Raw genomic sequence first — 26,193 nt, 5'->3', positions numbered from 1 at the left:
CTTTTCCTCGTTACTATAATTATTATCTTTTTAATCTTACTTCCATCCACGGAGTACGACATTGAACGAACATCAAGATTTATCATTCCAAATTGAAACCTTATTCAATGCCGACGACCAACAGCAACAAATAAGCTTATTGAGTGAATTTGTAGAAAACGGCTTAGATACAGGTTCTGTGGCTCGTATTTTAGAAGCTTTCCCAGTTGATGACCGTGTGCAATTATGGCGTCACTTGCCACTAGAAATGCACATTGAAGTATTAACGGAAATGCGCGCTGATGCTCGTGTAGCAATCCTTGAGGAATTGTCAGAAGCCGAATTAAACTTCACCTTAGCAAAACTGGATAACTTATCGTTAATCGAGTGGGCAGAATCTCTGCCTGACGATATTTTCAGCCTTGCATTACAACTTATCAGCCGTGATGAGTTGGACTTATACGACGATGCAAAACAATATGACGATGAAGAAGTTGGTCACTGGGCTGACAGAAAAATAGCAACACTGCCTTTTAATGTCAGTGTAGGTCGAGCTAAAAAGCTATTAAAAACCAATCTGTTTGAATCGCATCAATACATGCACTTAATTAATCGTGCCCATAAGTTTCACGGTATTGTGCAATATACAGATATTTTAACCGCTGATGATTCAGTTAAAATTAACACACTAAAATTAGAAGATTGCTTAGTTCTTAATGTTCACCAACCATTAAGTGAAAGTATTGAAGCAATCGAACACTCAGCGGTGCCAAGTGTTGCTATTGTTGATGATGAAAACACGTTAATTGGACAATTAGATTGGCAATTTGCGATTAATACGCAACGTGAAATCTATGAAACCCGTTTAATGGCCGGTACCGGTATGGACGAAGGTGATGATCTATTCTCACCTATCATCAAGAGTTCGAAAAAGCGCGGTGTATGGTTAGGCATTAACTTGCTTACTGCTATTTTAGCATCGATTACTATCGGTTTATTTGAAGATGTCATTACCCAAGTCGTTGCTCTAGCGGTACTTATGCCGATTGTAGCCTCTATGGGAGGGATTGCTGGCAGCCAAACCTTAACGCTCATGGTTCGTGCAATGGCACTAAACCAAGTTACCGCTGGTAACCGTTTTGCCTTGTTAAAAAATGAATTAGGCATTGGCTCCATCAACGGATTGCTATGGTCGTTAATCATCGGTGGTATTGCTGGTGCGTGGTTCCAATCTTTTGCTTTGGGTGCCACGATTTCACTGGCTATCATTGTCAATATCGTTACCGCAGCACTATTTGGGGTACTTATTCCTATCACGCTAGATAAGTTTAAACTTGATCCTGCACTGGCTGGTTCAGTTATCCTAACCACAGTAACTGATGTAGTTGGCTTCTTTGCTTTCTTAGGTACAGCAAGCCTAGTAATGATGTAAATATCTATATAAAGACCTCCCCTGAATCGACATAAATCAATCAGGGGAGCTTTCTAATCTCACTCACCACCGTTTTTCATAGTCTCAAATCTCTCCAAAAGAAAATCTAAGAATAACCGGATACGTTTTGGCTGATATTTTTTACTCATGTATACCACATTAAGATCAGCACTTGATACAGATGTCGATGTATTAAAATTAGCCATATATCCATTAAGAACAGTAACAAGACGTCGATTGTTAATATCATCCTGCACGTCTAAAATTGACTTTAATGCTATCCCTGCCCCTTCAAGAGCCCAATAACGTACAACTTCTCCATCATCTGAAAATCGTTTAGGTAAAACAGTAATTACATTCTTTTTATCAGAGCCTTGGAAATGCCATGTTTTTAATTCCTCATGGCTACGAACCATCGCAAGACAATGATGATTAACCAAATCTTGTGGAGTTAACGGCGTTCCATGTTTAGCTAAATAGTCAGGTGATGCACACAACACTCGATGGCTAGATGATAATCGTCGAGATATCAAACTGCTATCGGCCAGTTCACCATATCGAACGACAATATCTATGCCTGATTCGGCAATATTTGAAACATCATCATTCAAGTATAAATATGGCACTACCTCTGGGTATTTTTCACAAAATTCAGACAAGATAGGAAGAATATATTGCTTACCAATGTCTTTAGGCGCTGCCACTCTTAACGCACCTTTAACCTCTTTAACTCCGTTTAAAATCAAATTCTCGGTTTCGTTTACATTATCTAAAATTTCAAGACTGGCTTTGTAATAAAGCTCCCCAGCATCGGTTAGAGATACATGTCGTGTACTGCGATTTAGTAATTTCACTCGATATCTTTCTTCAAGAGCTTGAAGTCTGGCTGTCATCGTTGCAGGTGATAAACCAAGCTCTCGCCCTGCTGCCGCTAAACCTTGATGCTTTACGATACTCACAAACATCGTCATATCAGAAAACTTATCCATCTATCGCCCCTTTAATTTTTCGAATGCGTATTATTCAGATTTTTCGAATAATGATTTTATATATTACTCAATTATCAAAATAAAGCGAATGAATATACTAGTTGCCATTAGGTCATAACAAAAAAGAAAGAAATTAAAGGTCATAGACATGAATCAAGAAAAAATGCCATTTCAAGTTTGGATACTCACATTAGCCGCATTCGCAATTGGTACTGCTGAATTTGTTATTGCAGGCATCCTACCTCAAATTGCAACCTCTCTTTCCATTACAGAAGGTCAAGCAGGCTACTTAATTAGTGCTTATGCATTAGCTATTGTTATTGGTGGTCCCATCCTAACCATCTATTTAGCTCGATTTAATAAAAAGGTCGTGTTAACGGGATTGATGACACTCTTTATCATCGGAAACATCTTGTCTGCATTAGCACCAAATTACCACCTATTGCTACTGAGTCGTGTCATAGCAGGATTAGTTCAAGGCCCCTTTTATGGTATCGGCGCTGTTGTTGCAACCAATTTAGTATCAGAAAAAATGGCTGGTAGAGCGGTAGGTCAAATGTTTGCAGGCTTAACCCTTGCCAACGTTCTCGGTGTTCCTGCTGGTACTTGGATTGGTCTAGAGTTCGGATGGCACGTTACCTTTTGTGTAGTAGCTACATTTGGTGCTATTGCCATGCTCTCAATTTTCACATCAATAAAATCAACTGGTCATGGTGAAGCTAAAGACATAAAAACTCAGCTTATGGCATTCAAAAATCCAATGTTACTTATCAGCTTAGCTATTACTGCATTATCGTGGTCGGGTTTTATGACTCTTTATGGCTACCTTGCACCAATTGCAATGCACATTACTGGCTATGGTGAATCAGCAGTTACATGGATTCTCGTTATTGTTGGATTTGGTCTTATTATTGGTAATACCTTAGGTGGTCGTTCTTCAGACAAAAACTTAAATAAGGCCTCTATGTTTTGGGCTATTGCAATGGTCGTATCTTTAATCGCTGTTGGCCTGACAATCGATAATAAACTTCTTTTCGTTGTGGCTGCATTTATCTTTGGTGTTGCCTCCTTCGCTAACGTACCAGCAATGCAACTTCGTGTAATGAATCACGGCGGCGAAGGACAAGAACTCGCTGCGACAGCAAATATTTCAGCTTTTAACTTAGCAAATGCATTTGGAGGATTCCTTGGTGGAATGGTGCTTGATAGTCAACTTGGAGCAAGCATGATCCCTTTTGCTGCCATCATTGTTCCTATTATCGGCTTGCTGTTTATCGCAAAGGCTAATCGTAATGAAAAATCAATAAAAACATCGACACCAACATTCGCTAATTAATCCCTCAATAAAGGTTCATTATCCGAGCCTTTTATCAAAGGAATTTAACGATGCCTTTAAATTTTATAACAGAAAAGAAACCATCAAATAAAGCAACAATTAATGATATCACCTTTTGTTTTCCTATCGAGGATATCGATATTTTTAATTACCAATTTTTACGAAAAATAGAAAAAACGACCATGATTTTTTTGCTGTTTTTTATCTATTTTTATTGCGCTTAATTACTCATTCTCTCAGCTTTAAACCATAACGATATTTAAAAGGAATCTATTATGAATCAAGAAAAAACCATTTTCGTTGTCATTGGTGGCACATCAGGTATTGGTGAAGCCGTAGCTCAAAAATTCATTAATGAAAACACAACGGTTCATATCGCAAGTCGCTCTACAGGATTAGATATTAGTGATGAAAATGCAGTCCATCACTATTTTGAATCCATTGGTCCAATTGATCACCTTATTATTACGGCAGGCTCATTTGCTCCATCAGGAAAAGTAATTGATGTTGCAATCGAAGAAGCAAAAACTGCTTTTGATATTAAATTCTGGGGATCAATCCATGCAGCAAAACACGCGGCAAGATATTTGAAACCAAAGGGTTCCATCACACTAACAACCGGTATGTTATCACGTAAAGTAATCGCAAATACCTATACAAAATCAGCAATTAACGCTGCATTAGAAGCCGTAACTAAAGTCCTAGCAAAAGAGCTAGCTCCAATTCGAGTGAATGCCGTAAGTCCAGGTCTAACTGCAACAACTGCCTATAAAAATATGGATACAGCATCTCGTGAATCTATGTATGAAACCGCAAAACAAAATCTCCCAGTAGGCAATATTGGCAATGCTTCTGATGTTGCAATGGCATATGTACTGGCAGTTACCAATCCATATATAACAGGTTCTATCATCGATGTTGATGGTGGTGCATTAATTAACTAATACGATTAAAAGGCAAAAAAATGAAAACATTATTTGAAAAAACACATTTAAAAAATATCACATTACAAAATCGAATAGTAATGGCTCCAATGACTCGTGCTCGCACAAGCCAACCCGGTAATATTCCAAATGACATGATGGCAACTTATTACAAACAACGTGCAACTGCCGGTCTCATTATTTCCGAAGCTACTCAAATTTCAGATGACTCTCAAGGTTATTCATTTACTCCAGGTGTTTATACTGATGAGCATGTTAAAGGATGGCAATCTGTCACTAACGCAACTCATAAAGAAGGGGCTGCGATATTCTGTCAATTATGGCATGTAGGTCGTGTATCTCATCCTACTTTCCAAAAAGGAGAACTACCTATTGCACCATCTGCTCTTGCTCCTGTAGAAACCAAAGTATGGATCTCTGATAAAGAAGGCAATGGCAATATGGTTGATTGTATTCAACCACGAGCAATGAACCAAGATGATATTAACCGTGTTATTCAAGATTTCGCCTATTCAGCTAAACGAGCAATCGAAGCGGGTTTCGATGGTGTTGAAATTCACGGAGGAAATGGATATTTGATTGATCAATTTCTTCGTACCAATTCAAATCATCGCACAGATAAATATGGAGATACTCGAGAGAATCGTATTCGCTTTCTACTTGAAGTTGTTGATGCGGTAAGTAAAGAAATTGATTCCGATAAAGTTGGAGTTCGCCTTGCTCCATTTATCACATTTAAAGACATGGATTGCCCAGATATCGTACCCACAATTCTTGATGCATCAAGAGAGTTGCAATCGCGTAATATTGCTTACTTGCATTTATCTGAAGCCGATTGGGACGATGCACCGATTATTCCTGAAAACTTTCGTATTGAACTAAGAAAACTGTTCACCAATACGATCATAGTCGCTGGTAGTTACACACAAGAACGCGCCAATGAAATCCTCAACAAAGGCTATGCTGACCTTGTAGCTTTTGGCCGTCCATTCATATCCAATCCAGACTTAGTATCACGCCTAAAAAACAATTATGAGCTAGCAGCACTAGACGGTAGTACTTTATTTGGCGGTAATGAGAAAGGTTATATTGATTACCCAGTCTACAGTGAAAATCTGTAATACCTATAAAAAACGCCTAAAGCAATTAACTTTGGGCGTTTTATTTATATATCAATAATTAACGTATTAACAATAAAGGTACTTCACTTTTTATTAATACCTTGGTTGTATGACTTCCTAAAAAAAACTGTCTTAACGTTGAATGACCATAAGCCCCCATCACCATCATGCCAATTTGATGATCTTTCTGGTACTTCAATAACGCATCATCAACAGAACCTGACAGTATGTCTTCATGCACATTAAGTCCTGCATTTTTTAATTTAATCGCCGCTTTCTCAAAAGCCGCACTCTTTGCCGCAAAGTCATCCACCATCACTAAATGACACTCTAATCCAGAAAGCAAAGGCGTATTAATCGCTTTTTCAATCAGTTTTTCACTCGTTGGACTGCCATCAAAAGCAATCAGATAAGACGTTGGAATAGAAAATGGGGAAGTAACTACTAATGTATGAGATTTAATAGAACGAATGATACTCTCAATTTGAGAACCTATCGTCTTATTACTGCTCTGATCTTCTCCTAGTTTACCAATAACCAATACTCTGAGTTGGTTTTCTAAATCAATCAGACTTTCAACTAAGCTTCCATGACGTTGTAATTGCTCAACATTATCAATGCCTTCTCTCATTACCCATTCAGCAGCCTCTTCTAGCAATTTTTTTCCATGCTTGAGTGCCACTTTACTGCGGGCTTCATCCAATTCGGCAAGCTCATTAAGTAATTCTTCTTGGCTGCCTAATCCTATTTGACCGGAGAATTCGCTCACAACCGGTCTCATCGTTTTATCAAGAGCATGTAATAAGATAAGCGGAGCATTAATCTTAGATGCAACCCATGCACTCGCTTCACATGTTGCGAGGGTTGTCGGGGAACCGTCAATACAAGCTATTATATTTTTCATTCTTCAATCCTTAATGTCCGGCCAATAGTTTTTCAACTTCTTCAGGTTTATCATGCACACCAAATTTATCAACAATAGTCTTGGTTGCTTGGTTCATTCCAATAAGCTCTACTTGCGTCCCTTCTCTGCGGAACTTGACCACCACTTTATCCAAGGCTGATACCGAGGTGATATCCCAAAAATGAGCCGCCGATAAATCAATCGTCACACATTCGATCACTTCTTTAAAATCAAAGGAAGCAATAAATTTATCCGATGAAACAAAAAACACTTGTCCTATTACGATATATTCACGCGATTTAGTCTCTTCCGAATTATTTTTTATTACCATCATCCTACTGATTTTATTAGCAAAGAATAATGAAGCAAGCAACACACCGACTAAAACCCCAATGGCTAAGTTATGCGTCATTACCACAATAATCACTGTGACTAACATAACAATGTTTGTCGATAATGGGTGCTTTTTCAAATCAGTAATTGAGCGCCATGAGAAAGTGCCAATCGCAACCATGATCATCACAGATACCAAAGCAGCCATCGGAATTTGCTTTAACCAAGGTCCAAGAAAAACCACCATAATCAATAAAAACACACCTGCTGACAGCGTAGACAATCGTCCACGTCCACCAGATTTTATATTAATCATTGATTGTCCGATCATCGCACAACCTGCCATACCACCAAGAAACCCCGTAAAGATATTAGCAATACCTTGGCCTTTGCACTCTCCGTTCTTATCGCTGCTTGTATCTGTTAAATCATCAACAATCGTCGCTGTCATCATCGACTCTAGTAATCCCACCACAGCTAGGCCAAGTGAGTATGGCAATACAATCAATAAAGTATTTAGGTTTAAAGGAACATCAGGCCAAAGGAAAATGGGCAATGTATCAGGCAGATGCCCCATATCACCTACAGTACGAACATCGATTCCAAACCAAATACTAATAATAGTTAATGCGATAATACAGACTAAAGGGGAAGGAATTAATTTACCGATAACAGGTAGGTATGGGAACAAATAGATAATCGCTAAACCAGCAACAGTCATTGCATATACATGCCATGTCACATCAGTTAATTCGGGTAATTGTGCCATAAAGATTAATATAGCTAACGCATTTACAAACCCAGTAACCACAGATCGTGATACAAAACGCATCAAGCTACCTAACTTTAAGTAACCTGCTAATATTTGAAATACTCCAGTCAACACTGTAGCAGCAAGCAAATACTCCAATCCGTGTTCTTTTACTAGAGTAACCATTAATAAAGCCATTGCTCCTGTTGCTGCGGAGATCATCCCAGAGCGACCTCCAGCAAACGCAATAACAACAGAAATACTGAACGAGGCATACAAGCCAACTTTTGGATCAACACCTGCGATAATAGAAAAAGCGATTGCTTCAGGGATTAAAGCAAGAGCAACAACGATACCCGCAAGGAGATCACCACGGATATTAGACATCCAGTCAATTTTGAAATTTTTAAACATTGAATTCTCAATTTATGCACGGCAATACGCACCAGAAATAGATCTGGGGTGTAAATAAGTGCTTCTTTGATAAATGTTGAGCGCGGAAAAGTAGCCGAAAATACGGCAAAGAATTAACAAGCGCAAAGAGTTAAGCTAACTACTCAGACGAGTACCAGGCTTATTAGTTAGCAATGAGAGCTATAGGGGGGGATGGAGCGTTTAAGGCGGCGTAATTAACACAGTGATCAATATCCTCTAAATCAAACAGATGGCCAGTCTATATTTACGAGGGGACCAATACAATTTCCATTATTAAAATCTAAGATTACCTACTTAAGCAACACAACCACTAATTTTTATAAACACAAAATAGCAGTGCTAGGTTTGACAATAATTATTACTATTTCTAGTCTAGCGTTTGACCCGTCTATAAGTGCAGGGTTGATAATAGCATCCAGATGGACAAGACATGCAAAATTGGCACAAACAGTTCGAAAAAATGGAACCTGATGCTCATCAAGAATTTTTAGAATCATTAAGTATTGATGCAAAGGAAATTTCTGAGATTAGAGCTTGGTCTAAAGCTTAAGAGATAAAAACGTAAACGCCTAAAGTTATTAGCTTTAGGCGTTACTTCTAACAAGACACGATTAAAAAACCGAGTGTTATAACTTCATGTGTAAGATTGGAAATGGTTTTCCCATATCATCAAGTTCAGAGCGAGATTCAACTTTAAACCCCATATGTTGATAAAAGCCAACAGCTTGTGGATTTTGTTCATTAACATCCACACTCTCGGCATTCAGCTCATTCACTGCATAGGTTAACAAGACTGTTCCAATTCCTTCTCCTCTTGTTTCATTTAGAATAAATAGCATTTCAATTTTTTGATTTAGTACACCGATAAAACCAAGAATCGCATCATTATTATTCTTTATACAACGCAAAGTTACTGAAGGAAACGCATGCTCCATGATAATAGGTTTAAAAAACTCAATATCTTCATCACTAATAAAGTCATGAGTTGCTCGGACTGAATTTTCCCAAACAGACAGCATTTCTGCATAGTCTTTAGGAAGCACATTTTCGATAATCATACTGTTCTCACTTAAACCGATTCATATTGATATGCGCAGCCGCGAACGTTCTATTGTACACATTTTTTAGACATAAACTTAGCAGCGAACCCAGTAACAAACATGGTGCCAATAACCACTAAAATTGTACCTATAATGGCGTTTATTCCTACAGTTTCTCCTAAGAACAAATATCCCCATAAGATCCCAAAGACAGGAATTATAAAGGTTACGGTTAAAGCAGAAGAAGCACCCAGCTCCTTAATAAGTCGGAAATACAATAAATAAGCCAATCCCGTACACACGGCACCAAGTGCAAAAACAGCCGCAATAATGTCTGAAGTAACTTCTTCTCTAGCAGGCATAAAAGGAACAAGGGGTAATACAAGTAATACAGACGCCCACATACTGCCGTGTGCGTTATTAAACGGCTCAACGCTTGGTGCATTCTTGGCGTAATTGGTTGCAACACCATAACTAAATGCCCCAGTTAACGCTGCAATAATAGGAATAACCGCCTCATCACCAATATTAATCGCTTCCCATCCAACTAAAACACTCACGCCTATCATTCCGAGAATCAATCCAAAAATAACCTGCTTACTTAATCCAGTTCGAGTCCATACAGCACCAATAATCGCTCCCCAGATCGGGGCTGTAGAGTTAAGAATAGCTAAAGTAGATACATTTAAAACTTGTGCAGAATAAGCAAATAACAAGAAAGGCAAAGCCGAATTAAACAAACCTAAAATAAGGAAATGTTTAATATTAGACATAAAACGTAGCGATTTTTTAAGGAAAAATGAAACAACAAGCAGAGTCAATGCGGCAAAAGCGACACGTACTTCAATTAAAACCGCAGGACCTAACGGATTAGCTGCAATCCTAACAAATAAAAATGAGCCGCCCCACAAAGCTGCTAAGGTAAATAAGCTTAATATATTGATCATCCATAATTCCAAAATGTGGGTAATTTTTTAGTGTGATTGATAATGATAAATTACTCAACCAGATGATTTTAAAAATGCTGTTTAGTACTCACCTGTATTTCAAATATAATTTGCATAGTTACAAACCAAATAACTCATAGATTGTCTCAATATTTAGCAAGGTATGCATAAATAAAAAAGGTATTATGTACGGATACACATAAAAACAAACTTCTATTTAAAGGAAAAAATTATGAAAATTCGCTTTTATCTTCTTGCAGCACTCGCTATGACTTCACTTTTTGGCTGCGGTGGAGGCGAACAATCTCTGAAAGTAACAGCAAGCGCATACACATCAAGTGTTGGTGAAACAGATGACACCCCGAACCTTGCAGCTTGGGGAGATACGCTTAAACCAGGAATGAAATCCATTGCTGTATCAAGAGATCTTATCGAAATGGGTCTGACTCATAATCAAGAAGTGAGAATCGAAGGGCTTGATGGTACATATCGCGTTCTTGATAAAATGAACAAGCGCTGGAAAAAGAAGATCGACATTTACATGGGTGAAGATGTTGAAAAAGCAAGACAATGGGGTAAGAAAGAAGTTGTTATCTACTGGACTGTAGAAGAAGAAAAGTAGAAAGTTAATAACTGCAAATCCAAAGATTTACAACTAAAGTGGCCTCACAATAAGGCCACTTTTTTATATTTCTAATATAAAGATTCTAACTGCCGATCACGCCGCCGTTATCTTTGGTGATCATCACAATCGTTGACCGAGGCTTACTGTTTCCACCTTGTGGGAAATGTCCAGATGGGTGTTGAACACCAACAAACATCGTCTTCTGATCTTCAGAGAAAGTTAATCCCGTAATTTCACAACCAATTGGACCAGTTAAGAAGCGACGCACTTCTCCAGTATTAGGATCACCGCACAACATCTGATTATTACCTTGTCCCGCAAAGTCTCCTTTGTTTGAGTAATTACCATCAGTTTGAATCCATAAACGTCCAGCTTTATCAAACCCAATACCATCAGGGCTATTAAACATATTATCTTTATTGATGTTATCACTGCCAGCGTACAAGCTATCTTTATGAACCGTTGGATTACCCGCAATTACGTATAAATCCCACTGGAACGTATTGCTAACATGATTGCCATTCGTTGGTTCCCAGCGCACAATTTGACCATAATGATTTTCAGCTCGAGGGTTTACTCCATCAACGTCTTGGCCTTCTTTTACACCTCGATATTTATTATTGGTTAGAGTACAAAACACATGCTTTTTATCAGGATGAACCGCAACCCATTCAGGTCTATCCATTGTCGTAGCCCCTACTTGCGTTGCCGCACGACGAGCAAAAATCATCACTTCAGCTTGGCTATTAAACCCATTCTCTTTGGTTAATCCATTTTTACCATAAGCCAGCTCTAGCCACTGACCCTCACCTTCTAACTTATCGTCTTTCATTGCAAATTTAGCAACATATAAGGTGCCTTCTTCAAGAAGATTACGATTTGCTCTGTTATTCCCTTCTTGGTATTTTCCTTTTGATACGAACTTATAAAGGTGTTCACCACGTTCGTCATCACCAAGATACACCACAACGTGACCATCATTATTTACGATCAATGCAGCATTCTCATGTTTAAATCGACCTAGTGCCGTTCGTTTTAATGGCGTTGAAGTTGGATCATTTGGATCAATTTCAACCACCCAACCAAAGCGATTCGGTTCATTTGGGTTTTTCGCAACATCAAAACGATCATCAAAATTATGCCACTGATATTCACTCTGCTTTACTTTAATACCGTAACGCTTATCATCAGGCGTTAATGTTGTATTTTGTTCTGAACCAAAGAAATCATTAAAATTCTCTTCACATGTTAAATAAGTACCCCAAGGCGTTTCGCCATTTGCACAATTATTAAAGGTACCTAACACCTTTTTACCAGTAGGATCGGCTTTGGTTTTTAGTAAATCATGACCTGCAGCAGGACCTGTCACTTCCATTTCAGTATTTGCGGTTATACGACGATTTGCTTTACCAGCTGAATCCATCGTCCATTGATCGTTCTTTCTGACGATTTCAACAATAGTTACACCCACAGCTGCTTGTGCTTTAGCTACATCATCCGCGGTCATGTTTTTACCTTGGTGAGCAAACAAAAATTCATAATTAGTGTATTCATTATTCACCGCGAGAATCGCCCGATCGCTTGATAATGGAAATACACTCATACCGTCAGTATTATCACCAAATTGCAGTGCTTGCGCTTTTGAATCCTGCTTTCCATTTGGATTAAATTGCGGAGCATTAGCAAAAATAGGATCTCCCCAAGACATCAATGTATTCCAACTGTAACCTTTAGGAAGCACAATAGAGTCACTTGTAGAGGTAGGAATGGCTTCAAAGTTTAATAGTGCACTATTCATATTACCTGCAATTGCTTTTGCTACTGGGTTTAACGCCAAAAAAGCGCCAGCACCTGCCGCAGCTGTTCCCATCAAGAAACCTCGACGAGATAAACGAGCATTCACCATATTGCTAAAATCAGATTCTTTTTCTACAAATTTATTCATCATACTTCCCTTTTCAAACTGTTATTTTTATAAGTGTATTTTTACAATCAGAAGTAGCCTAAAGGGGCTTTATGACAGAAATATTGAAAGGACATGACGATTTGATTGCGTATTTTTAAATCAAAATTTAGTACTCATCCCAGAATAAAAACATTCACTATCACAATAATTCTTTCTTTAATATTTATCTGATATAAAACTTATCCATTATTTCAGTCTGTATTGATTCATCTAACGTAGATATCAAGGAAAATCATGTTAAAGCAAACTCTATTATGTTTATTTTTGAGTTCATTATTTATAACAAGCGGTTGCGCTGAGTTAAAAGATGCAGGAAAAACCATCGGACATACTACACGTGATGTTACCACTGCTATTGGGCACGCCTCACGAGATGCAGCGAAATCAGTGAAAGCAGAATTAGATAAAGGGGAATGGGCAAGTGAACCTTAATTTCAAAATACGTGTTATGACATACAAATAAAAAAGCCTCTATTTGAAGAGGCTTTAAATCAACTAAAACGGTATTACATCAGCCATTTCCACCAAACAAAAATAGCTAAAAATCCAAATAAATAGATCAAACCAACAATGGATAACGCTTTTAATTTTGTTCCCATTTTTAGTTCATCTGGCAATTCCGTTTTTGTTACTAAAATATAATTCAGAGCAGCAAAAATCGGTGTTGTGATAAACGCCATGATCATTGCAAAATCTAACATACTCATTAAAGAAGAAATAAACAAAGTAACAATGGTAATCGCCAATACAGAAACAATCATGACCCAAGAATTATAGTGTTTTGGCTGATTTAATGGTTTACGCTGTAGTAATAATTGAGCTTCCGATACCGCTCTTGAATAGCCATCAATCACTGTAATGGTACTTCCAAAAATACAGAAAAAAGCGATAACTGCTATCAAATAACGTGACCATTCACCTATTGTTGCAGCATAAATTCCCACTAACTGATGGGAAAAACCAATGCCTGATGCTTTAAATTCAATTCCCGAACCATATAACACCAAAGCCCCTAAAGATAAAAAAACAACAGCAAGAATCGCGGTTCCAATATAACCAACATTAAAATCAAACAAGGCAGATTGTGGTGTTACCTTTTGAGTTTGACACTGACGCTTTAACCACATAGATGTGATACTTGAAATTTCGATAGGTGCAGGCATCCACCCCATCGTAATAACTAAAAATCCAATAGACGCAATTGACCAAACCGAAGGACCTTGATAATCAGTAGGAGCAACAGATCCATTAGAAAACGCAACACCTAAGGCTATCGTTGTCGCAATCGTTAATGTGGCCATAATTAATTTAGACAATTTATCTAAGGCTTTAAAATGTCCTGCAAATAATATTGTTATACAAATAATGAGAACAATACCAGACAACACATTTAAAGAGAGATCAAAAGGTAAAAAATAGCCTAATAAACTTGCACTAAATAACAATAAAGCAGCGGTATTAACGACAGCTGAAATTGCACTTAATACTAAAAACACCCATAAATAACCTCGTCCTAATTTATGATAACCTTGAATGATACTGTCTCCAGTACCAAGGGTATATTGAACTCCAGCTCTGAAGAATGGGTATTTCAGCAAATTAACCGCAAGAATTAGCAGCAACATTTCCCATCCATAGATTGCTCCAGCCTTAGTTGATGCAACCAAGTGAGAACCACCAACAGCCGCAGCGGCCATCATAATGCCTGGGCCTAACGACCGAGAAAGGTCACTTATTTTTAATTTTGGCTTCATGCCATTTTGTGTACAAGACGGTTCCATATCTATCCTTTTAGTAACAACACTTGCCTCACTACCCCTGTGAACAAGTACAATTTAATTTGAATTAACAATTAAGTTACATAAAGGCGTGATTTTAATCAATTGCAAAGTAGAGAATCAGTTCAAACAACACAGCATCGCTGCAAATAGTTATTGGAATCACTCATAAGCCAGGTAATTACATAGAAAAGATTGAGAATAGTGCGAACATAAGTACAATGCGAAAATAACCATTTAATCTCGCACTCATACAGAAGGTCTGTCACTTGGAAAAACATGAAGAAGTTCTGGTCGCTATACGCCAAATAATTCGAGCTATTGATTTACACTCGAAAAAGTTAAGCAAAGAGTATGGGTTAACAGGCCCTCAACTGATACTCATGCGCGCGATTCAAGAAATGGATAATGTGACAATCAAAGAGTTATCAAAACACACTAATGTAAGCCAAGCGACAACAACGACCATCATTGATCGTTTAGAACTTAATGGCTATGTTCAACGAATTCGTAGCGAATCTGACCGTCGTAAAGTTCATGCTCATTTAACGGATAAAGGAAAAGAGTTACTGGATAACGCTCCTCTTCCTTTACAAGACAGCTTTGTAAATAAATTTCATAATCTAGAAGCATGGGAACAGAGCCTTCTTTTATCATCGGTACAGCGTGTATCCGCGATGATGAATGCAGAAGATATCGATGCAGCTCCAGTACTACAACTTGAAGGTATTGCTAAAAGTTAGTAACCATACAAATCACCCACTTTCTAAAATAAAAAGCCTCTTCAAAGAGGCTTTTTTCTAGTCAGAAAAACGTTACTGCACATTAATCCAAACATTCATTCTTACTTGACAATTTCCTATACAATTCAACAATATACTTATTTGACAACAACCTTAGTGTATTATTTTTATATATAAATATATTATTAGCCGAATCTTGAATGGTGCCTATATGCTTCCCACCGAGCAACTCTAATATGTTAACAAAATAATCACTCACACAAAAAAAATAAATTGAATGATTCACATAATCTAACTCAATCAACTTTTCAATAAAAATGAATAATAACTCTTCAAATGTTTTCTTTTCTCTAAAAAAAGGAATATCAACAATAATTAACTCTTCATCTTTTTCTAAATTAACATTAACATTTTTATCTAATAAGAATGATTTAAAACAATAAGAGTTTTTAACATTAAGAAATGATGCTTGAATATGAGAAGTAATTCTTTCATTTTTAACATCATATTCTTTAAATAAATAACTGTTATATTTTAAACCATGTCGATCAATAAAATCATAAATATCAATATAAAAACCAAAGTTGTTATATAAATAAGAAAACACTTCCCTTATTTCTAATTCATTATAAATATTATAATAATAAATAATACTATCTTCATTAATTAATGGTTTATCATAGCTAGGATTCTTCCTGTATTTAAAATAAACATCAACAATCTTATCTACTTCAACAGAAGAACTATTTAAACTTCTATTAAATCTCATACAATTAGATATATTATCTTTAAAAAACAAATACATTAAAAACTGTCTATAGTTTGATGGTTTTGTTTTGTTTTTCGACCATCGACTTAATGTTATCGTATCTAAACTAAAGAAAGCCAGATCAAATTTATTTAACCTTTTAACTATTTCAACCTTAGTTAAATTACTTTCATTTAATTTATTTTCCAAATAAAAACTAAAAATAACTCACCCCTAACTAAGTATAAAAAATTAAAAATAACTAAATTTTAAATTTAAACAAATCAGACTCTAATTCTATCGTCATTTCTTTTATAGCAATAGTATCATCATTAACTTGGCTAATGATATCGCTTGACGATTTATTCATTAAGTATATTTCATTAATATTTACATTAACATCATTAATAACAGTTGCTTGTTCTTCCGTTGCTGTTGAGACTAAAATATTTGAGTCTCTCATTTTCCCAACCTGATCATTCACATAATCTATTGATTCAACAACTTTCATTGATTTATCTACGCAATCATTAATAGCAACTAATATTTGAGATTCCATCATATTAAAAACATGCTCTGTTTCCATATTGATTGTATCAACGATAGTATTAATCTCACTAGTAGACTGCTGCGTTTTTTGTGCTAAAACTCGAACTTCATCAGCAACTACAGCAAAACCTCGTCCAGACTCACCAGCTCTTGCCGCCTCTATTGCTGCATTCAAAGCTAATAAATTGGTTTGATCTGCAATACTGCTTATCATACTAATAACTGAATTTATGCGTTCATTTTCTGATTTCAATTTCCTAATCGCAGTTCCACAAGTTTCAATTATGGAATTGGCCTCTTGAACAGATTTCATCGATTCTTCAACTAATACTTTAGCTTCTTCTGTTAATTCAAGAGCTTCCTGCGACTGTCCAACAAGAGACTCTGAACTTTCAGTTACACTGGATATCGATGAGTTCATCTCATCACTCGCTGTCACTATAAGTGTTAATTGAGACTCTTGATCCACTGATGTATCATTCAATGTAATCGCTAAATTCGTAAATTGCTCTGTCTTTTTATGGATTAAATTATTTGTATTCGTAATATTTTCAATCAGTTGATGTATTGATATTCTGAATAATTTCAACTTCTCAGCAATACTTCCAAATTCGTGTTTCACAAACCGCCCTTTATCTATCCAATCGCAAATAGGACCTTCATTCAAATCAAAATTAATTAGCTGCTCTAGATGTTGTTCAAGAGCTGATAAGGCTGGTGATATACTAAAAAAAAGAACAATAGACATTAACCCACTTATTATTAATAATGATATCAATACCGTATCTGTTACAATCCTAATATCATCAGGAACATCAATAAACTGACCAGCAGTCATCAACCCTATTAATAATGATACCCCCACAATACTTGTTAAAGACAATATTAACAATTTATTCTTTACGCTAAAAAAACTCACAATCACACCTAATATTTAATTATCTGACAACATAATCTTAATCGTAATCAATAAAAAAAAACACTGCATTACAAAAAAAGAAAAAAAATAATGCTATTGATTTATATATCATCAGGAGTAGCATCCTAGTCACATTCAAAACAAATAAGCAACAAATATGAAATTACTAACATCAAAAGATATGAAAATATTTAAAGTGTTAATTGATGATAAAAATATGAATATTTCAGAAGCTATTAAAATCATAATGATAGAGGTTTATTTTCTTAGTTATAAAGATAGAGCTATAATTAGAAGATTAAATCGAATAATAACTTCAAAAAATAATAAGGACTTTGTGATCGAAATGAAAAGAATAAAGCTAATCAACTCTTTAAAGTCTTAAATAAAAAATCGATTAAATATAAGGTATAATATGCTTTATCGCAGTTTTAAAATTCAATATTCATCAGAAACGTTCATATACTCAATATCAATTAGAGATAAAAATAAAAAACAAGTTTTAATTAAATCAAAAAATTTGAACTATATAAAAAAACAAATTGATAATGTTTTAGATTTCCATGCTTTAGATCATATTGAAGTACAAACTAAAAGTAAAACGCAAAGTTTTTGGGGAACAATTAACAAGTAGTTCTAATTTCACTAAAATTACTCTTGCTTCTTTATAAATTAAACCAATGAGTTATCCCCATAACAGAAAGTTAATAATGGTATGAATAATTATTCAAACTAAACAAAAAGCCTCTTTTTTATAGAGGTTTTTTTGTTGAATCCTAATCAAAAAAATCGACTGATACATCACTCATCATGCCATCTTTGTGTAAACTGAACTTCTGTATTCAAACTCACAAAGAAGTCATTATGGATAACCTCATTACACAGTTATTATTTTCAGCTTCAATAACTGGCCCTATTTGTGTCATGTTGCTATTAGGTGTCCTACTTAAACGTATCCATCTTATTAATGATAATTTTATTGAAGTTGCATCTAAGTTGGTCTTTCAAGTGACCTTACCAGCCATGCTTTTTTTAAGTATTGTAAACGCCAAACATGATTTTTCCTCAAGTAGTCATTTAATCATCTATGGGCTTATTGCTAACTTTGTTTTCTTTCTTTTCACTATTTACTCCACTCGATTTGCTTTTAAAGACAAGCAAAATCACGGCGTTATTATTCAGGGTGGATTTCGCACTAACACGGCGATCATCGCTTTAGCTTATGTGGCTAATGCTTATGGAAATACTGGTGTTGCATTGGCTGCTATCTATGTTGCTTCAACAACTATTTTATATAATATTCAGGCTGTTATAGCTCTTACACCTAAGAATGATAACAATAAAAAACAAGCAATTGGGATAATAATAAAAACACTCACTAAAAACCCATTAATTATTTCCATTGTATTAGGTGTTATTTGTTCTCTTCTTTCCATTCCTGTACCTGATATGCTTTCACAAGCCGGACAATACTTTGCCAATATGACACTTCCTTTAGCTTTACTATGTGCGGGAGGCTCACTTAATTTACATTCAATGAAAGAAGAGAGCGCTGCTACGTGGTTTGCAACAAGCTATAAACTTATCTTAAGTCCATTATTCATTACGTCAGGAGGGATCCTCGTAGGGTTTAGAGGATTAGAGCTAGGACTTATTTTCTTTATGAGTGCAGCACCAACAGCTGCGGCAAGTTATGTAATGGCTAGAGCAATGGGGAGAAATGCAATATTAGCAGCAAACATTATCGCTCAAACAACCGTAGCCTCACTGTTTACTTGCACTCTAGGTATATTTATTTTGTCATCATTTAATCTAATTTAATAAATTTTTTGGAAAATGAAAAAACAGTATCCTATATATAGTAATACCAACATCGTTAATGTGATGCTCAATTATTACTGATGTTGGTACAATGTATCTACTATTGTTTTAGTTAATATCACGTTTTTCCAGAGAAGTTTCCCCTTAAGTTCTCTGGAATTTTTTTGTTTATTATAATGTGTAGCGCACACCAAAAGTAAATGCGATATCAGTTGAGTTATCCATATTTATCGCATTTTCGATAACAGAAAACTCAAACGCAGCCTTCTCCAATAAATAACGATAGCCTAAAACATATTCATGAGAGGACTCTGAAAAATCGTCACTATCATCAACAGTTCCTTCATAGTTATGATAAGAAGTAACAATATGATGCGATGGCGTAATGGCGTAACCATAACCAATAGCAAAAGAAACCGTATTGTCTTTGTATGGCAATTCACTTATCACACCACCGTCATGAAAAGTGACTCCAAGTGTAGAAAAAATAGCGTGTTTTTCATAGCTAAAGCTGTAGTTTGCCTGTAATCCTTGCTCAAAAGCCTCTCTTTTAAAATGACCACTATTCACTTTATTAAAATATAAACTAGCACCTAAACTTACTGCATTATGTTCATTAGTAAATAATTGATATTCAAAATAACTATGAAGTGCACTTGATAACGTTTCATTCTCAAAATCTTGAATATCCACACCATACTTAGGCACTGAGATAGAAAATTGATCATCTTCAACTTTATCTCTTCCATTTTGACCAATGCCAAAAAAGTCATGGAAACCATAAACAAAAGAATCCAGCCTATTGTTACCCGCGTAGTTATATTGATATTTTAACTCCGCTTTAAATTTAGGGGTGATTTGCCATTGTGCTCCAGTGACTATTTGATTTTGATAATAATCCATACTGAAGCTTTCTGAATGAGCCCAAACACTAGAAATGGTACCAGTAGCAAACAACTCTACAGAATCGTCTTTCATTGCAAAAGCAGAACGAAGCTCTGTCGCTAAACTGTTTGATTGCACTGGTGATTGAGCATAAGTTTTTAATGGCGTAACAGCAGTATCAGCCAATACCCAAGAAGAAGACAAACCAACCGTGATTGGAATTAAAATGAAGGTTATCGGTTTTCTTATAGGCATAATACTTTTCACATAATTAACCGCTACCAATAGATTGATAACAAAAGAAGAAATAAGGTAATAACAACATTATTACTTATCTTTCCCCTCTCTCTCAATGCGTTAATAATATGGTGGGAGATAGATCATACACAAAGCAGTTAAACGGCCATAAAAAAAGCAATTAATAATAAAACCAAACAGATGCATACAAAAATTAAATAAAATAACCCATGTGCATACAATTTAACTATCAACTCATTCTGTTTGTTGATGTAGCCATTCTTTAAATACACTGATTTTATCACTCACAGTCCCTTTTTGTTTCCACACAACGTAATAGGCTAACTCTGTGGTCGATTCAAGATCAGGGAACAACTGTACTAATCGTCCGCAATCTAAATCATCTTTTACTAATACACTTCTCCCCAAAGCGATACCTTGTCCATTGATTGCAGCTTGAATAACAGAAGCAGAGTTATTTATTTTTAGTCCTTTTTCTGTATTTACATCAAAAATACCATTCTGTTCAAACCACGCATTCCAAGAAGGAAAACCACTTTCTTTAGGTAGAGAGATATCATGCAATAAAGGAAATTGAGCAAGTGACTCTATACTTTCAATACCTTTATTAAGTAACTCAGGAGAACATACTGGAAAAACAGACTCTGTCATTAATAGCGATGCTTCTAATCCTTCCCACTGACCTTTTCCATAACGAATCCCAACATCGATGCTTTCGGTAAGATAATCCACTGTACGAATATTTGTATCTAGTCTTAAATCCCACTCAGGGTAAGAGGTTTGGAAATCATCTATTCTCATCAATAGCCATTTAGCCGCAAATGCAGGGCTTACAGCTACAGTTAAAATAGGACTGTTTTCCGTTGGTTTTAATAAATCTAAACCTTGTGTTAAATGCTCAAATCCGCGCGTAATTTCAGGTAAACCTAACAGCGCTTCTTTAGTTAAGACTAAACGAGATACTCCTGATGTTCGCCTTTCGAACAAAGAAATACCTAACCATTCTTCCAACAATTTTACTTGCTGTCCAATCGCCGCGGGAGTAACGTTTAGCTCTTTCGCCGCTAAAGAAAAACTCAAATGTCGTGCTGAAGCTTCAAAGGCTCGCAAACCATTTAAATGATGCAACTTCATAAAACACCTCCCTAAAAACAAACACCAATAAAGAAAAACTTTAGTGGAAGTATAGAAGTTCTGATTTGTGAGTACGAGATAAAAATTACACAATAAACTTTATCATCACACACTCATGTAGGTTTATTATGAAATTACACACTGATTTATCAAAACACGCGCATGCAATTTTCTCTCAATCCACATGGGTGCCTTCTCCAATAAAAGAAGTGTCTCGCAAAATGCTTGAACGTGATGGTGGCGAAATAGCAACAGCTACGACCCTAGTTCACTATGAACCTAATAGCTATTTTTCTTCTCATATCCATACAGGTGGTGAAGAGTTTTTTGTTTTAGATGGCACTTTTGCTGATGAGCACGGTGACTACCCTATTGGTACTTATATGCGTAACCCTATTGGCTCTTCTCACGCTCCAGTCGTAGAGGCGGGGTGCATGATTTTAGTTAAGCTAGGGCAATACCAAGAAGGTGACACAACTTCCGTACATATTGATACTCATACTCAAGATTTTCTTCCTGATCCTTCGCGTCATCACGTGCAATATCAAGCGCTACATTCTTTTAAACATGAAAGTGTTCGTCTTGAAAAATGGCAAACAAATCAAACTATCGAACTGGAAAACCTAGGAGGAATTGAACTCTTAGTTCTTGAAGGGAAATTTAATCATAATAATACTGAATATCGAAAATTTGATTGGCTACGTTTACCTATTGGACACTCCTTACGAGCTAGTATTGAGAAAGACACTTGTAAAGTTTGGATAAAAACAGGACACCACTTACATCAGATTCAAGATAAGTGAGAATTAATATGAAAACAGACTATCTAATTATTGGTTCGGGTTTAAGCGGCTTATACCTAGCTTATCAACTTGAAAAAATGGGTAAAAAATATCAAGTAATTGAATCACGTAAGCGTATTGGTGGCCGAATTTTATCATTAGATAACATGGATATGGGGCCATCTTGGTTTTGGCCACAAATGCATCCACGCATCACACAACTTATTGATGATTTAGAATTACCTATTTTCCCACAATATTCTCAAGGAGCCTATTTACTAGAAAATCAACTTAACAGTGCACCTATCATATACGAATCAGGATTTGAACAATCTCCAGTATCAATGAGAATTGCTGGTGGAATGCAATCCCTTGTTGAGACGCTATTTAATTTACTTCCTGCTAACCGCATTCGATTAGATAGCACGGTCACTCACGTTAATTACAAACAAAATGGTTATTCAGATATCACTGTTGATCAAAATAACAAAAAGCAAATTATCGAAACAAAGCATGTCATTTTTGCTATGCCTTTACGTCTTTTATCTGAGCGTGTTACGTTTAATCCTAGCTTACCTACAGATGTAAAAAAACACTTTGCTTCAACGCCGACATGGATGGCAGGTCAAGCAAAATTCTTTGCAGAATATGACACGCCTTTCTGGCGAAAAAATGGATTATCAGGCTCAGCAAGCAGTCATATTGGTCCGTTAATTGAAATTCATGATGCCAGTACATTTGAGGGCTCAGGTGCTTTATTCGGTTTTGTAGGAGTCGATGCGTCAACACGCATAAAAGCAGGCGAAGCTCGTATTAAACAAGCGGCAATAGAGCAATTAAGTCGGATTTTTGGAGAGCAAGCCGCTTTCCCTACTGATGTTAAATTATTAGATTGGAGCCAAGAAGCTAATACGGCAACGCAAGCAGATTACCAAACTCTAAGAAGTCACCCTTCTTATGGTCTACCAACTGCTGCAAGAGAGTTACGTCAATTACATTGGCACTTTGCAGGAACAGAATCAGCAGAGGAAAATGGTGGTTATTTAGAAGGTGCACTAGAAGCCGCCGATGCGGTTATTAACATTCTCGATTGAGATTAAAACAAAAGGCCAAGTCATGAATAGACTTGGCCTTAATGTATTCTTAGAGCAACTTAACAGCTGTGAGCCATTAAGAATTGAATATCATCTCCAGCGCCGTAATACACAGGCTCTTTTCCATGACTGAATAGTTTTAATGACTTTTCATTGGCTGTGTGATAGCTCAACTTACCATCAAGAATGTGCAGCCATGTACCTTCAGGAATACCAACGACAGGCTCATGCTTGTTCACTTCCAAAAACTCTTGAATACGCTCATCACGAGTTTCACCAAAATGCCCTTCAACGGATGCTTCTAAATAATGAGGGTTAATTTGGAATGGTACTAAATTTAATGAAGGCAGAATAGCGCCAGTAATGATAGGCATATCGTTCGTTGTACGAATCGTTGGGCAACCAATATTTGTGCCTGCACTCCAGCCGATATATGGAACGCCATTATCAAGTACAGCTTTACGAATAGGACCAATCAAACCTAAATCATGCAGTGTTTTATTTAATACCCAAGTATTGCCACCGCTAACCAAAATTCCATCCGCTTCTTGAATGGTCTTTACAGGGTCTTCTGAACGATGCAATCCTGTTACTTTGCAATCTAATCCAAGATGATCAAATGTTTGTTGTACCAAGGCAACACGATCATCATGACTTGAGCGAATAACAGCATAAGGAATAAGAACTAAATTCTTCGCTTTTGTACGTTGAATCTGTTCAATAATCGCGTCACTTGCGAACTCCATTACATGGTTATTGCCCGCAATTTTACCGTTACTTAATAATAAAATATCCATCTTCTTACAGCCTTATGTCTATTTAATATCGCCACAAATGTTTACTTTTATAAAAATAAGCATAGCGATCCAAGAGAGAGCAAAAACCATAACAGAAAAAATAAGGCTAAAACTTGTGTTAGATCTCACCTAACAATGATTAACTCAATGACTTAACATATAATTTTATTTTGGCAGAAGTAAGACAAAAATAAGTGTTTCAAGAAAACTTAACTTGTGAGCAGCCCGAATACAGGCATAATGCGCGTTAAATGATTACTTGGTCTACAATGACGTCTGTATATTCGACGTTTATTAAACTCCTTGAGGTGCAATGAAAATACCAAATAGATTACTGCCATTAGTTGAAGATGGTTTGATAGATGAAGTTCTAACCCAATTAATGAGCGGCAAAGAAGCCTCGGTCTACATTGTTCGTAGCGGCGATAATATTCAATGTGCAAAAGTATACAAAGAGATTGAACAGCGCAGTTTTAAACAAGCTGTCGCCTACCGTGAAGGTCGAAAAGTAAAAAACAGCCGCAGAGCTCGTGCGATGGAAAAAGGCTCTAAATTTGGCCGTGATGAGCAAGAAAAAGTATGGCAAAGTGCTGAAATCGATGCATTATACAAACTATCAGAAGCAGGTGTTCGAGTCCCTACTCCCTATGGTTGTTTTGATGGCGTATTATTAATGGAGCTGGTCACTGATGACGAAGGATCTGTAGCACCTCGCTTAAATGACGTGACCTTAACCAAAGAGCAAGCGATACGTGATCATGACTTAATGATCCAATACGTCACTCGTATGCTGTGTGCAGGTATTGTGCATGGTGACTTGTCTGAGTTTAATGTATTAGTCGATCACCTTGGTCCTGTCATCATCGACCTACCACAAGCCGTTGATGCCTCAGCAAACAATAATGCCAAATGGATGCTTGAGCGTGATGTAAACAACATGACCACCTATTATGGTCAATACGCCCCTGAACTACTTGGTTCTGAATACGCAAAAGAAATGTGGGCATTGTATGAAAGTGGTGAATTAACACCAAACACAAAGCTAACAGGCGTGTTTATTGATGATGGCAAAGATGCCGATGTCGATGGCTTAATGGCTGAAATCAATGCCGTAATGGAAGAAGCTCGTTTACGTAAAGAGCGACAACTTGAAGATCAAGATATCGATTAACCCTTTCAAATTGCAGATAATGGATTATCTGCTAACACTCCACGCTTTCTCTTTCTTCGACCACTCTCTTAAATTCATGATGATGAATAAAGTGATCAATTTGCTCAACAGTTTGTTTCGCATATATTAAACTGGTATGTGAATAATTTAGACACAGATGATCTTTAAGTTCAGGCAATAGCGTTTCTTCTACTGTAACTGTACCGTCAGAAGGCACTTTATCGCGAATAATCGAAGAACGAATACCAATAGACATAGTTCCAGCAATCGATCCTATCGGGCAATCTACGGTTAATTGGTTTACATCGACAAGGCCTTGTTCTTTTGAATTTCCTAAAATAAACCCAAATTTTCTACTTTGTATTTCTTTCGCAATCGAAGAACCTTGAAGTGGGGAACCAATAGTAACGATAGAATCGATAGGAGTATGTTTATCATTATGTGAATTGACAAAATGGACTGCGAGGATACCGCCTAGGCTATGGCCTACGATGACATTTTTTTCAGTTTCAGGTAAACAATTACGGATCCGTTTAAAAAGTAATGCTTCATTAATTCGCACAGAATTATAGCTGATCACTTGAATAGTATGACCTTTACGTCTTAAGCGAGAAGCTAATGGTTTCATCACAAGACCATGCATATACAAACCATGTAATACAACAATATGGGCCATTAGCTACTCCTTCAAAATCCATCTATTAACTATGAC

Annotated in this window: 25 protein-coding genes and 1 pseudogene; 13 read left to right on the top strand and 13 right to left on the bottom strand. The window is 36.4% G+C overall.

Annotated elements, in window-relative coordinates:
• Positions 1-61: 61 nt before the first annotated feature.
• The gene (locus tag AVFI_RS15335; RefSeq protein WP_005423719.1) at positions 62-1,411 is read left to right on the top strand and encodes a magnesium transporter; all 1,350 of its coding nucleotides are present in this window, start codon (positions 62-64) and stop codon (positions 1,409-1,411) included.
• A 59-nt stretch (positions 1,412-1,470) separates the two neighbouring features.
• On the opposite strand, the gene AVFI_RS15330 is transcribed toward AVFI_RS15335, so the two are convergent.
• Positions 1,471-2,400, bottom strand: a complete 930-nt coding sequence (locus AVFI_RS15330; RefSeq protein ID WP_069581566.1) for a LysR family transcriptional regulator — start codon at positions 2,398-2,400, stop codon at positions 1,471-1,473.
• 148 nt (positions 2,401-2,548) lie between these two features.
• On the opposite strand from AVFI_RS15330, the gene AVFI_RS15325 reads away from it, so the two are divergent.
• The 3 genes from AVFI_RS15325 (at position 2,549) to AVFI_RS15315 (ending at position 5,801) form a co-directional block, all read left to right on the top strand.
• Complete coding sequence (locus tag AVFI_RS15325; RefSeq protein ID WP_188863216.1) at positions 2,549-3,736, top strand: MFS transporter; 1,188 nt, start codon at positions 2,549-2,551, stop codon at positions 3,734-3,736.
• Between the two features lie 275 nt (positions 3,737-4,011).
• Entirely contained in the window at positions 4,012-4,680 is a 669-nt protein-coding gene (locus AVFI_RS15320; RefSeq protein ID WP_065622496.1) for an SDR family oxidoreductase, read from the top strand.
• 20 nt (positions 4,681-4,700) lie between these two features.
• Positions 4,701-5,801: an alkene reductase gene (locus tag AVFI_RS15315; RefSeq protein ID WP_188863217.1), complete on the top strand. Its 1,101-nt coding sequence runs from the start codon at positions 4,701-4,703 to the stop codon at positions 5,799-5,801.
• 58 nt (positions 5,802-5,859) lie between these two features.
• Here AVFI_RS15315 and AVFI_RS15310 read toward each other — a convergent pair whose 3' ends face one another.
• Together AVFI_RS15310 and AVFI_RS15305 are read right to left on the bottom strand one after the other, a co-directional pair.
• Positions 5,860-6,705, bottom strand: a complete 846-nt coding sequence (locus AVFI_RS15310; RefSeq protein WP_188863218.1) for a universal stress protein — start codon at positions 6,703-6,705, stop codon at positions 5,860-5,862.
• Between the two features lie 10 nt (positions 6,706-6,715).
• Entirely contained in the window at positions 6,716-8,203 is a 1,488-nt protein-coding gene (locus AVFI_RS15305) for a SulP family inorganic anion transporter (protein WP_188863219.1), read from the bottom strand.
• 445 nt (positions 8,204-8,648) lie between these two features.
• On the opposite strand from AVFI_RS15305, the pseudogene AVFI_RS20450 reads away from it, so the two are divergent.
• Positions 8,649-8,774: pseudogene (locus tag AVFI_RS20450) on the top strand (MerR family transcriptional regulator); the annotation flags it as partial.
• 76 nt (positions 8,775-8,850) lie between these two features.
• Here AVFI_RS20450 and AVFI_RS15300 read toward each other — a convergent pair.
• Both AVFI_RS15300 and AVFI_RS15295 read right to left on the bottom strand, forming a co-directional pair.
• Positions 8,851-9,282 carry a GNAT family N-acetyltransferase gene (locus AVFI_RS15300; protein ID WP_065623337.1) on the bottom strand — a complete coding sequence of 144 codons (432 nt, stop codon included), beginning with the start codon at positions 9,280-9,282 and terminating at the stop codon, positions 8,851-8,853.
• A gap of 50 nt (positions 9,283-9,332) precedes the next feature.
• Positions 9,333-10,211: a DMT family transporter gene (locus tag AVFI_RS15295; protein WP_188863220.1), complete on the bottom strand. Its 879-nt coding sequence runs from the start codon at positions 10,209-10,211 to the stop codon at positions 9,333-9,335.
• A gap of 232 nt (positions 10,212-10,443) precedes the next feature.
• Between AVFI_RS15295 and AVFI_RS15290 the strand changes: the two genes are divergently transcribed.
• Positions 10,444-10,833 carry a 3D domain-containing protein gene (locus AVFI_RS15290; protein WP_005423724.1) on the top strand — a complete coding sequence of 130 codons (390 nt, stop codon included), beginning with the start codon at positions 10,444-10,446 and terminating at the stop codon, positions 10,831-10,833.
• An 85-nt stretch (positions 10,834-10,918) separates the two neighbouring features.
• Here AVFI_RS15290 and AVFI_RS15285 read toward each other — a convergent pair whose 3' ends face one another.
• Complete coding sequence (locus tag AVFI_RS15285) at positions 10,919-12,781, bottom strand: PhoX family protein (RefSeq protein ID WP_188863221.1); 1,863 nt, start codon at positions 12,779-12,781, stop codon at positions 10,919-10,921.
• Positions 12,782-13,036: 255 nt separating this feature from the next.
• Between AVFI_RS15285 and AVFI_RS15280 the strand changes: the two genes are divergently transcribed.
• Positions 13,037-13,234: a hypothetical protein gene (locus AVFI_RS15280; protein WP_012534784.1), complete on the top strand. Its 198-nt coding sequence runs from the start codon at positions 13,037-13,039 to the stop codon at positions 13,232-13,234.
• A 74-nt stretch (positions 13,235-13,308) separates the two neighbouring features.
• Here the strand turns inward: AVFI_RS15280 and AVFI_RS15275 are convergent, their stop codons facing one another.
• Positions 13,309-14,583, bottom strand: coding sequence for an NRAMP family divalent metal transporter (locus AVFI_RS15275; RefSeq protein WP_155661818.1), 1,275 nt, complete (start codon positions 14,581-14,583; stop codon positions 13,309-13,311).
• A gap of 266 nt (positions 14,584-14,849) precedes the next feature.
• Here AVFI_RS15275 and AVFI_RS15270 point away from each other — a divergent pair, with 266 nt between their 5' ends.
• Entirely contained in the window at positions 14,850-15,323 is a 474-nt protein-coding gene (locus AVFI_RS15270) for a MarR family winged helix-turn-helix transcriptional regulator (protein ID WP_005423733.1), read from the top strand.
• 82 nt (positions 15,324-15,405) lie between these two features.
• Here AVFI_RS15270 and AVFI_RS15265 read toward each other — a convergent pair whose 3' ends face one another.
• Positions 15,406-16,281 carry a glycosyltransferase family protein gene (locus AVFI_RS15265; RefSeq protein WP_188863222.1) on the bottom strand — a complete coding sequence of 292 codons (876 nt, stop codon included), beginning with the start codon at positions 16,279-16,281 and terminating at the stop codon, positions 15,406-15,408.
• 52 nt (positions 16,282-16,333) lie between these two features.
• Positions 16,334-17,539, bottom strand: a complete 1,206-nt coding sequence (locus AVFI_RS15260) for a methyl-accepting chemotaxis protein (RefSeq protein ID WP_155661820.1) — start codon at positions 17,537-17,539, stop codon at positions 16,334-16,336.
• 157 nt (positions 17,540-17,696) lie between these two features.
• Between AVFI_RS15260 and AVFI_RS15255 the strand changes: the two genes are divergently transcribed.
• Both AVFI_RS15255 and AVFI_RS15250 read left to right on the top strand, forming a co-directional pair.
• Positions 17,697-17,924, top strand: a complete 228-nt coding sequence (locus AVFI_RS15255) for a hypothetical protein (RefSeq protein ID WP_199414876.1) — start codon at positions 17,697-17,699, stop codon at positions 17,922-17,924.
• 479 nt (positions 17,925-18,403) lie between these two features.
• The gene (locus AVFI_RS15250; RefSeq protein ID WP_054775159.1) at positions 18,404-19,360 is read left to right on the top strand and encodes an AEC family transporter; all 957 of its coding nucleotides are present in this window, start codon (positions 18,404-18,406) and stop codon (positions 19,358-19,360) included.
• A gap of 171 nt (positions 19,361-19,531) precedes the next feature.
• Here the strand turns inward: AVFI_RS15250 and AVFI_RS15245 are convergent, their stop codons facing one another.
• Together AVFI_RS15245 and gcvA are read right to left on the bottom strand one after the other, a co-directional pair.
• Entirely contained in the window at positions 19,532-20,512 is a 981-nt protein-coding gene (locus tag AVFI_RS15245; protein WP_236783535.1) for a DUF3187 family protein, read from the bottom strand.
• A 225-nt stretch (positions 20,513-20,737) separates the two neighbouring features.
• Positions 20,738-21,637, bottom strand: coding sequence for a transcriptional regulator GcvA (gene gcvA / locus AVFI_RS15240; RefSeq protein ID WP_017018967.1), 900 nt, complete (start codon positions 21,635-21,637; stop codon positions 20,738-20,740).
• 128 nt (positions 21,638-21,765) lie between these two features.
• On the opposite strand from gcvA, the gene AVFI_RS15235 reads away from it, so the two are divergent.
• Together AVFI_RS15235 and AVFI_RS15230 are read left to right on the top strand one after the other, a co-directional pair.
• Positions 21,766-22,440, top strand: a complete 675-nt coding sequence (locus tag AVFI_RS15235) for a cupin domain-containing protein (protein ID WP_155661824.1) — start codon at positions 21,766-21,768, stop codon at positions 22,438-22,440.
• An 8-nt stretch (positions 22,441-22,448) separates the two neighbouring features.
• The gene (locus AVFI_RS15230) at positions 22,449-23,513 is read left to right on the top strand and encodes a flavin monoamine oxidase family protein (protein ID WP_054775158.1); all 1,065 of its coding nucleotides are present in this window, start codon (positions 22,449-22,451) and stop codon (positions 23,511-23,513) included.
• A 59-nt stretch (positions 23,514-23,572) separates the two neighbouring features.
• On the opposite strand, the gene pepE is transcribed toward AVFI_RS15230, so the two are convergent.
• Entirely contained in the window at positions 23,573-24,310 is a 738-nt protein-coding gene (gene pepE, locus AVFI_RS15225) for a dipeptidase PepE (protein ID WP_065596043.1), read from the bottom strand.
• A gap of 313 nt (positions 24,311-24,623) precedes the next feature.
• Between pepE and AVFI_RS15220 the strand changes: the two genes are divergently transcribed.
• On the top strand, positions 24,624-25,481 hold the full coding sequence (locus tag AVFI_RS15220; RefSeq protein WP_017018963.1) for a PA4780 family RIO1-like protein kinase: 858 nt from the start codon (positions 24,624-24,626) through the stop codon (positions 25,479-25,481).
• A 31-nt stretch (positions 25,482-25,512) separates the two neighbouring features.
• Here the strand turns inward: AVFI_RS15220 and AVFI_RS15215 are convergent, their stop codons facing one another.
• Positions 25,513-26,157: a lipase family alpha/beta hydrolase gene (locus AVFI_RS15215; protein WP_054775157.1), complete on the bottom strand. Its 645-nt coding sequence runs from the start codon at positions 26,155-26,157 to the stop codon at positions 25,513-25,515.
• Positions 26,158-26,193 lie beyond the last annotated feature (36 nt).

The sequence above is a fragment of the Aliivibrio fischeri ATCC 7744 = JCM 18803 = DSM 507 genome, from assembly GCF_023983475.1.
In the GTDB taxonomy this organism is placed as follows: Bacteria; Pseudomonadota; Gammaproteobacteria; order Enterobacterales; family Vibrionaceae; genus Aliivibrio; species Aliivibrio fischeri.
The sequence above is the reverse complement of the archived record's forward strand: the minus strand, read 5'-3'. Positions and strand labels throughout refer to the sequence as shown.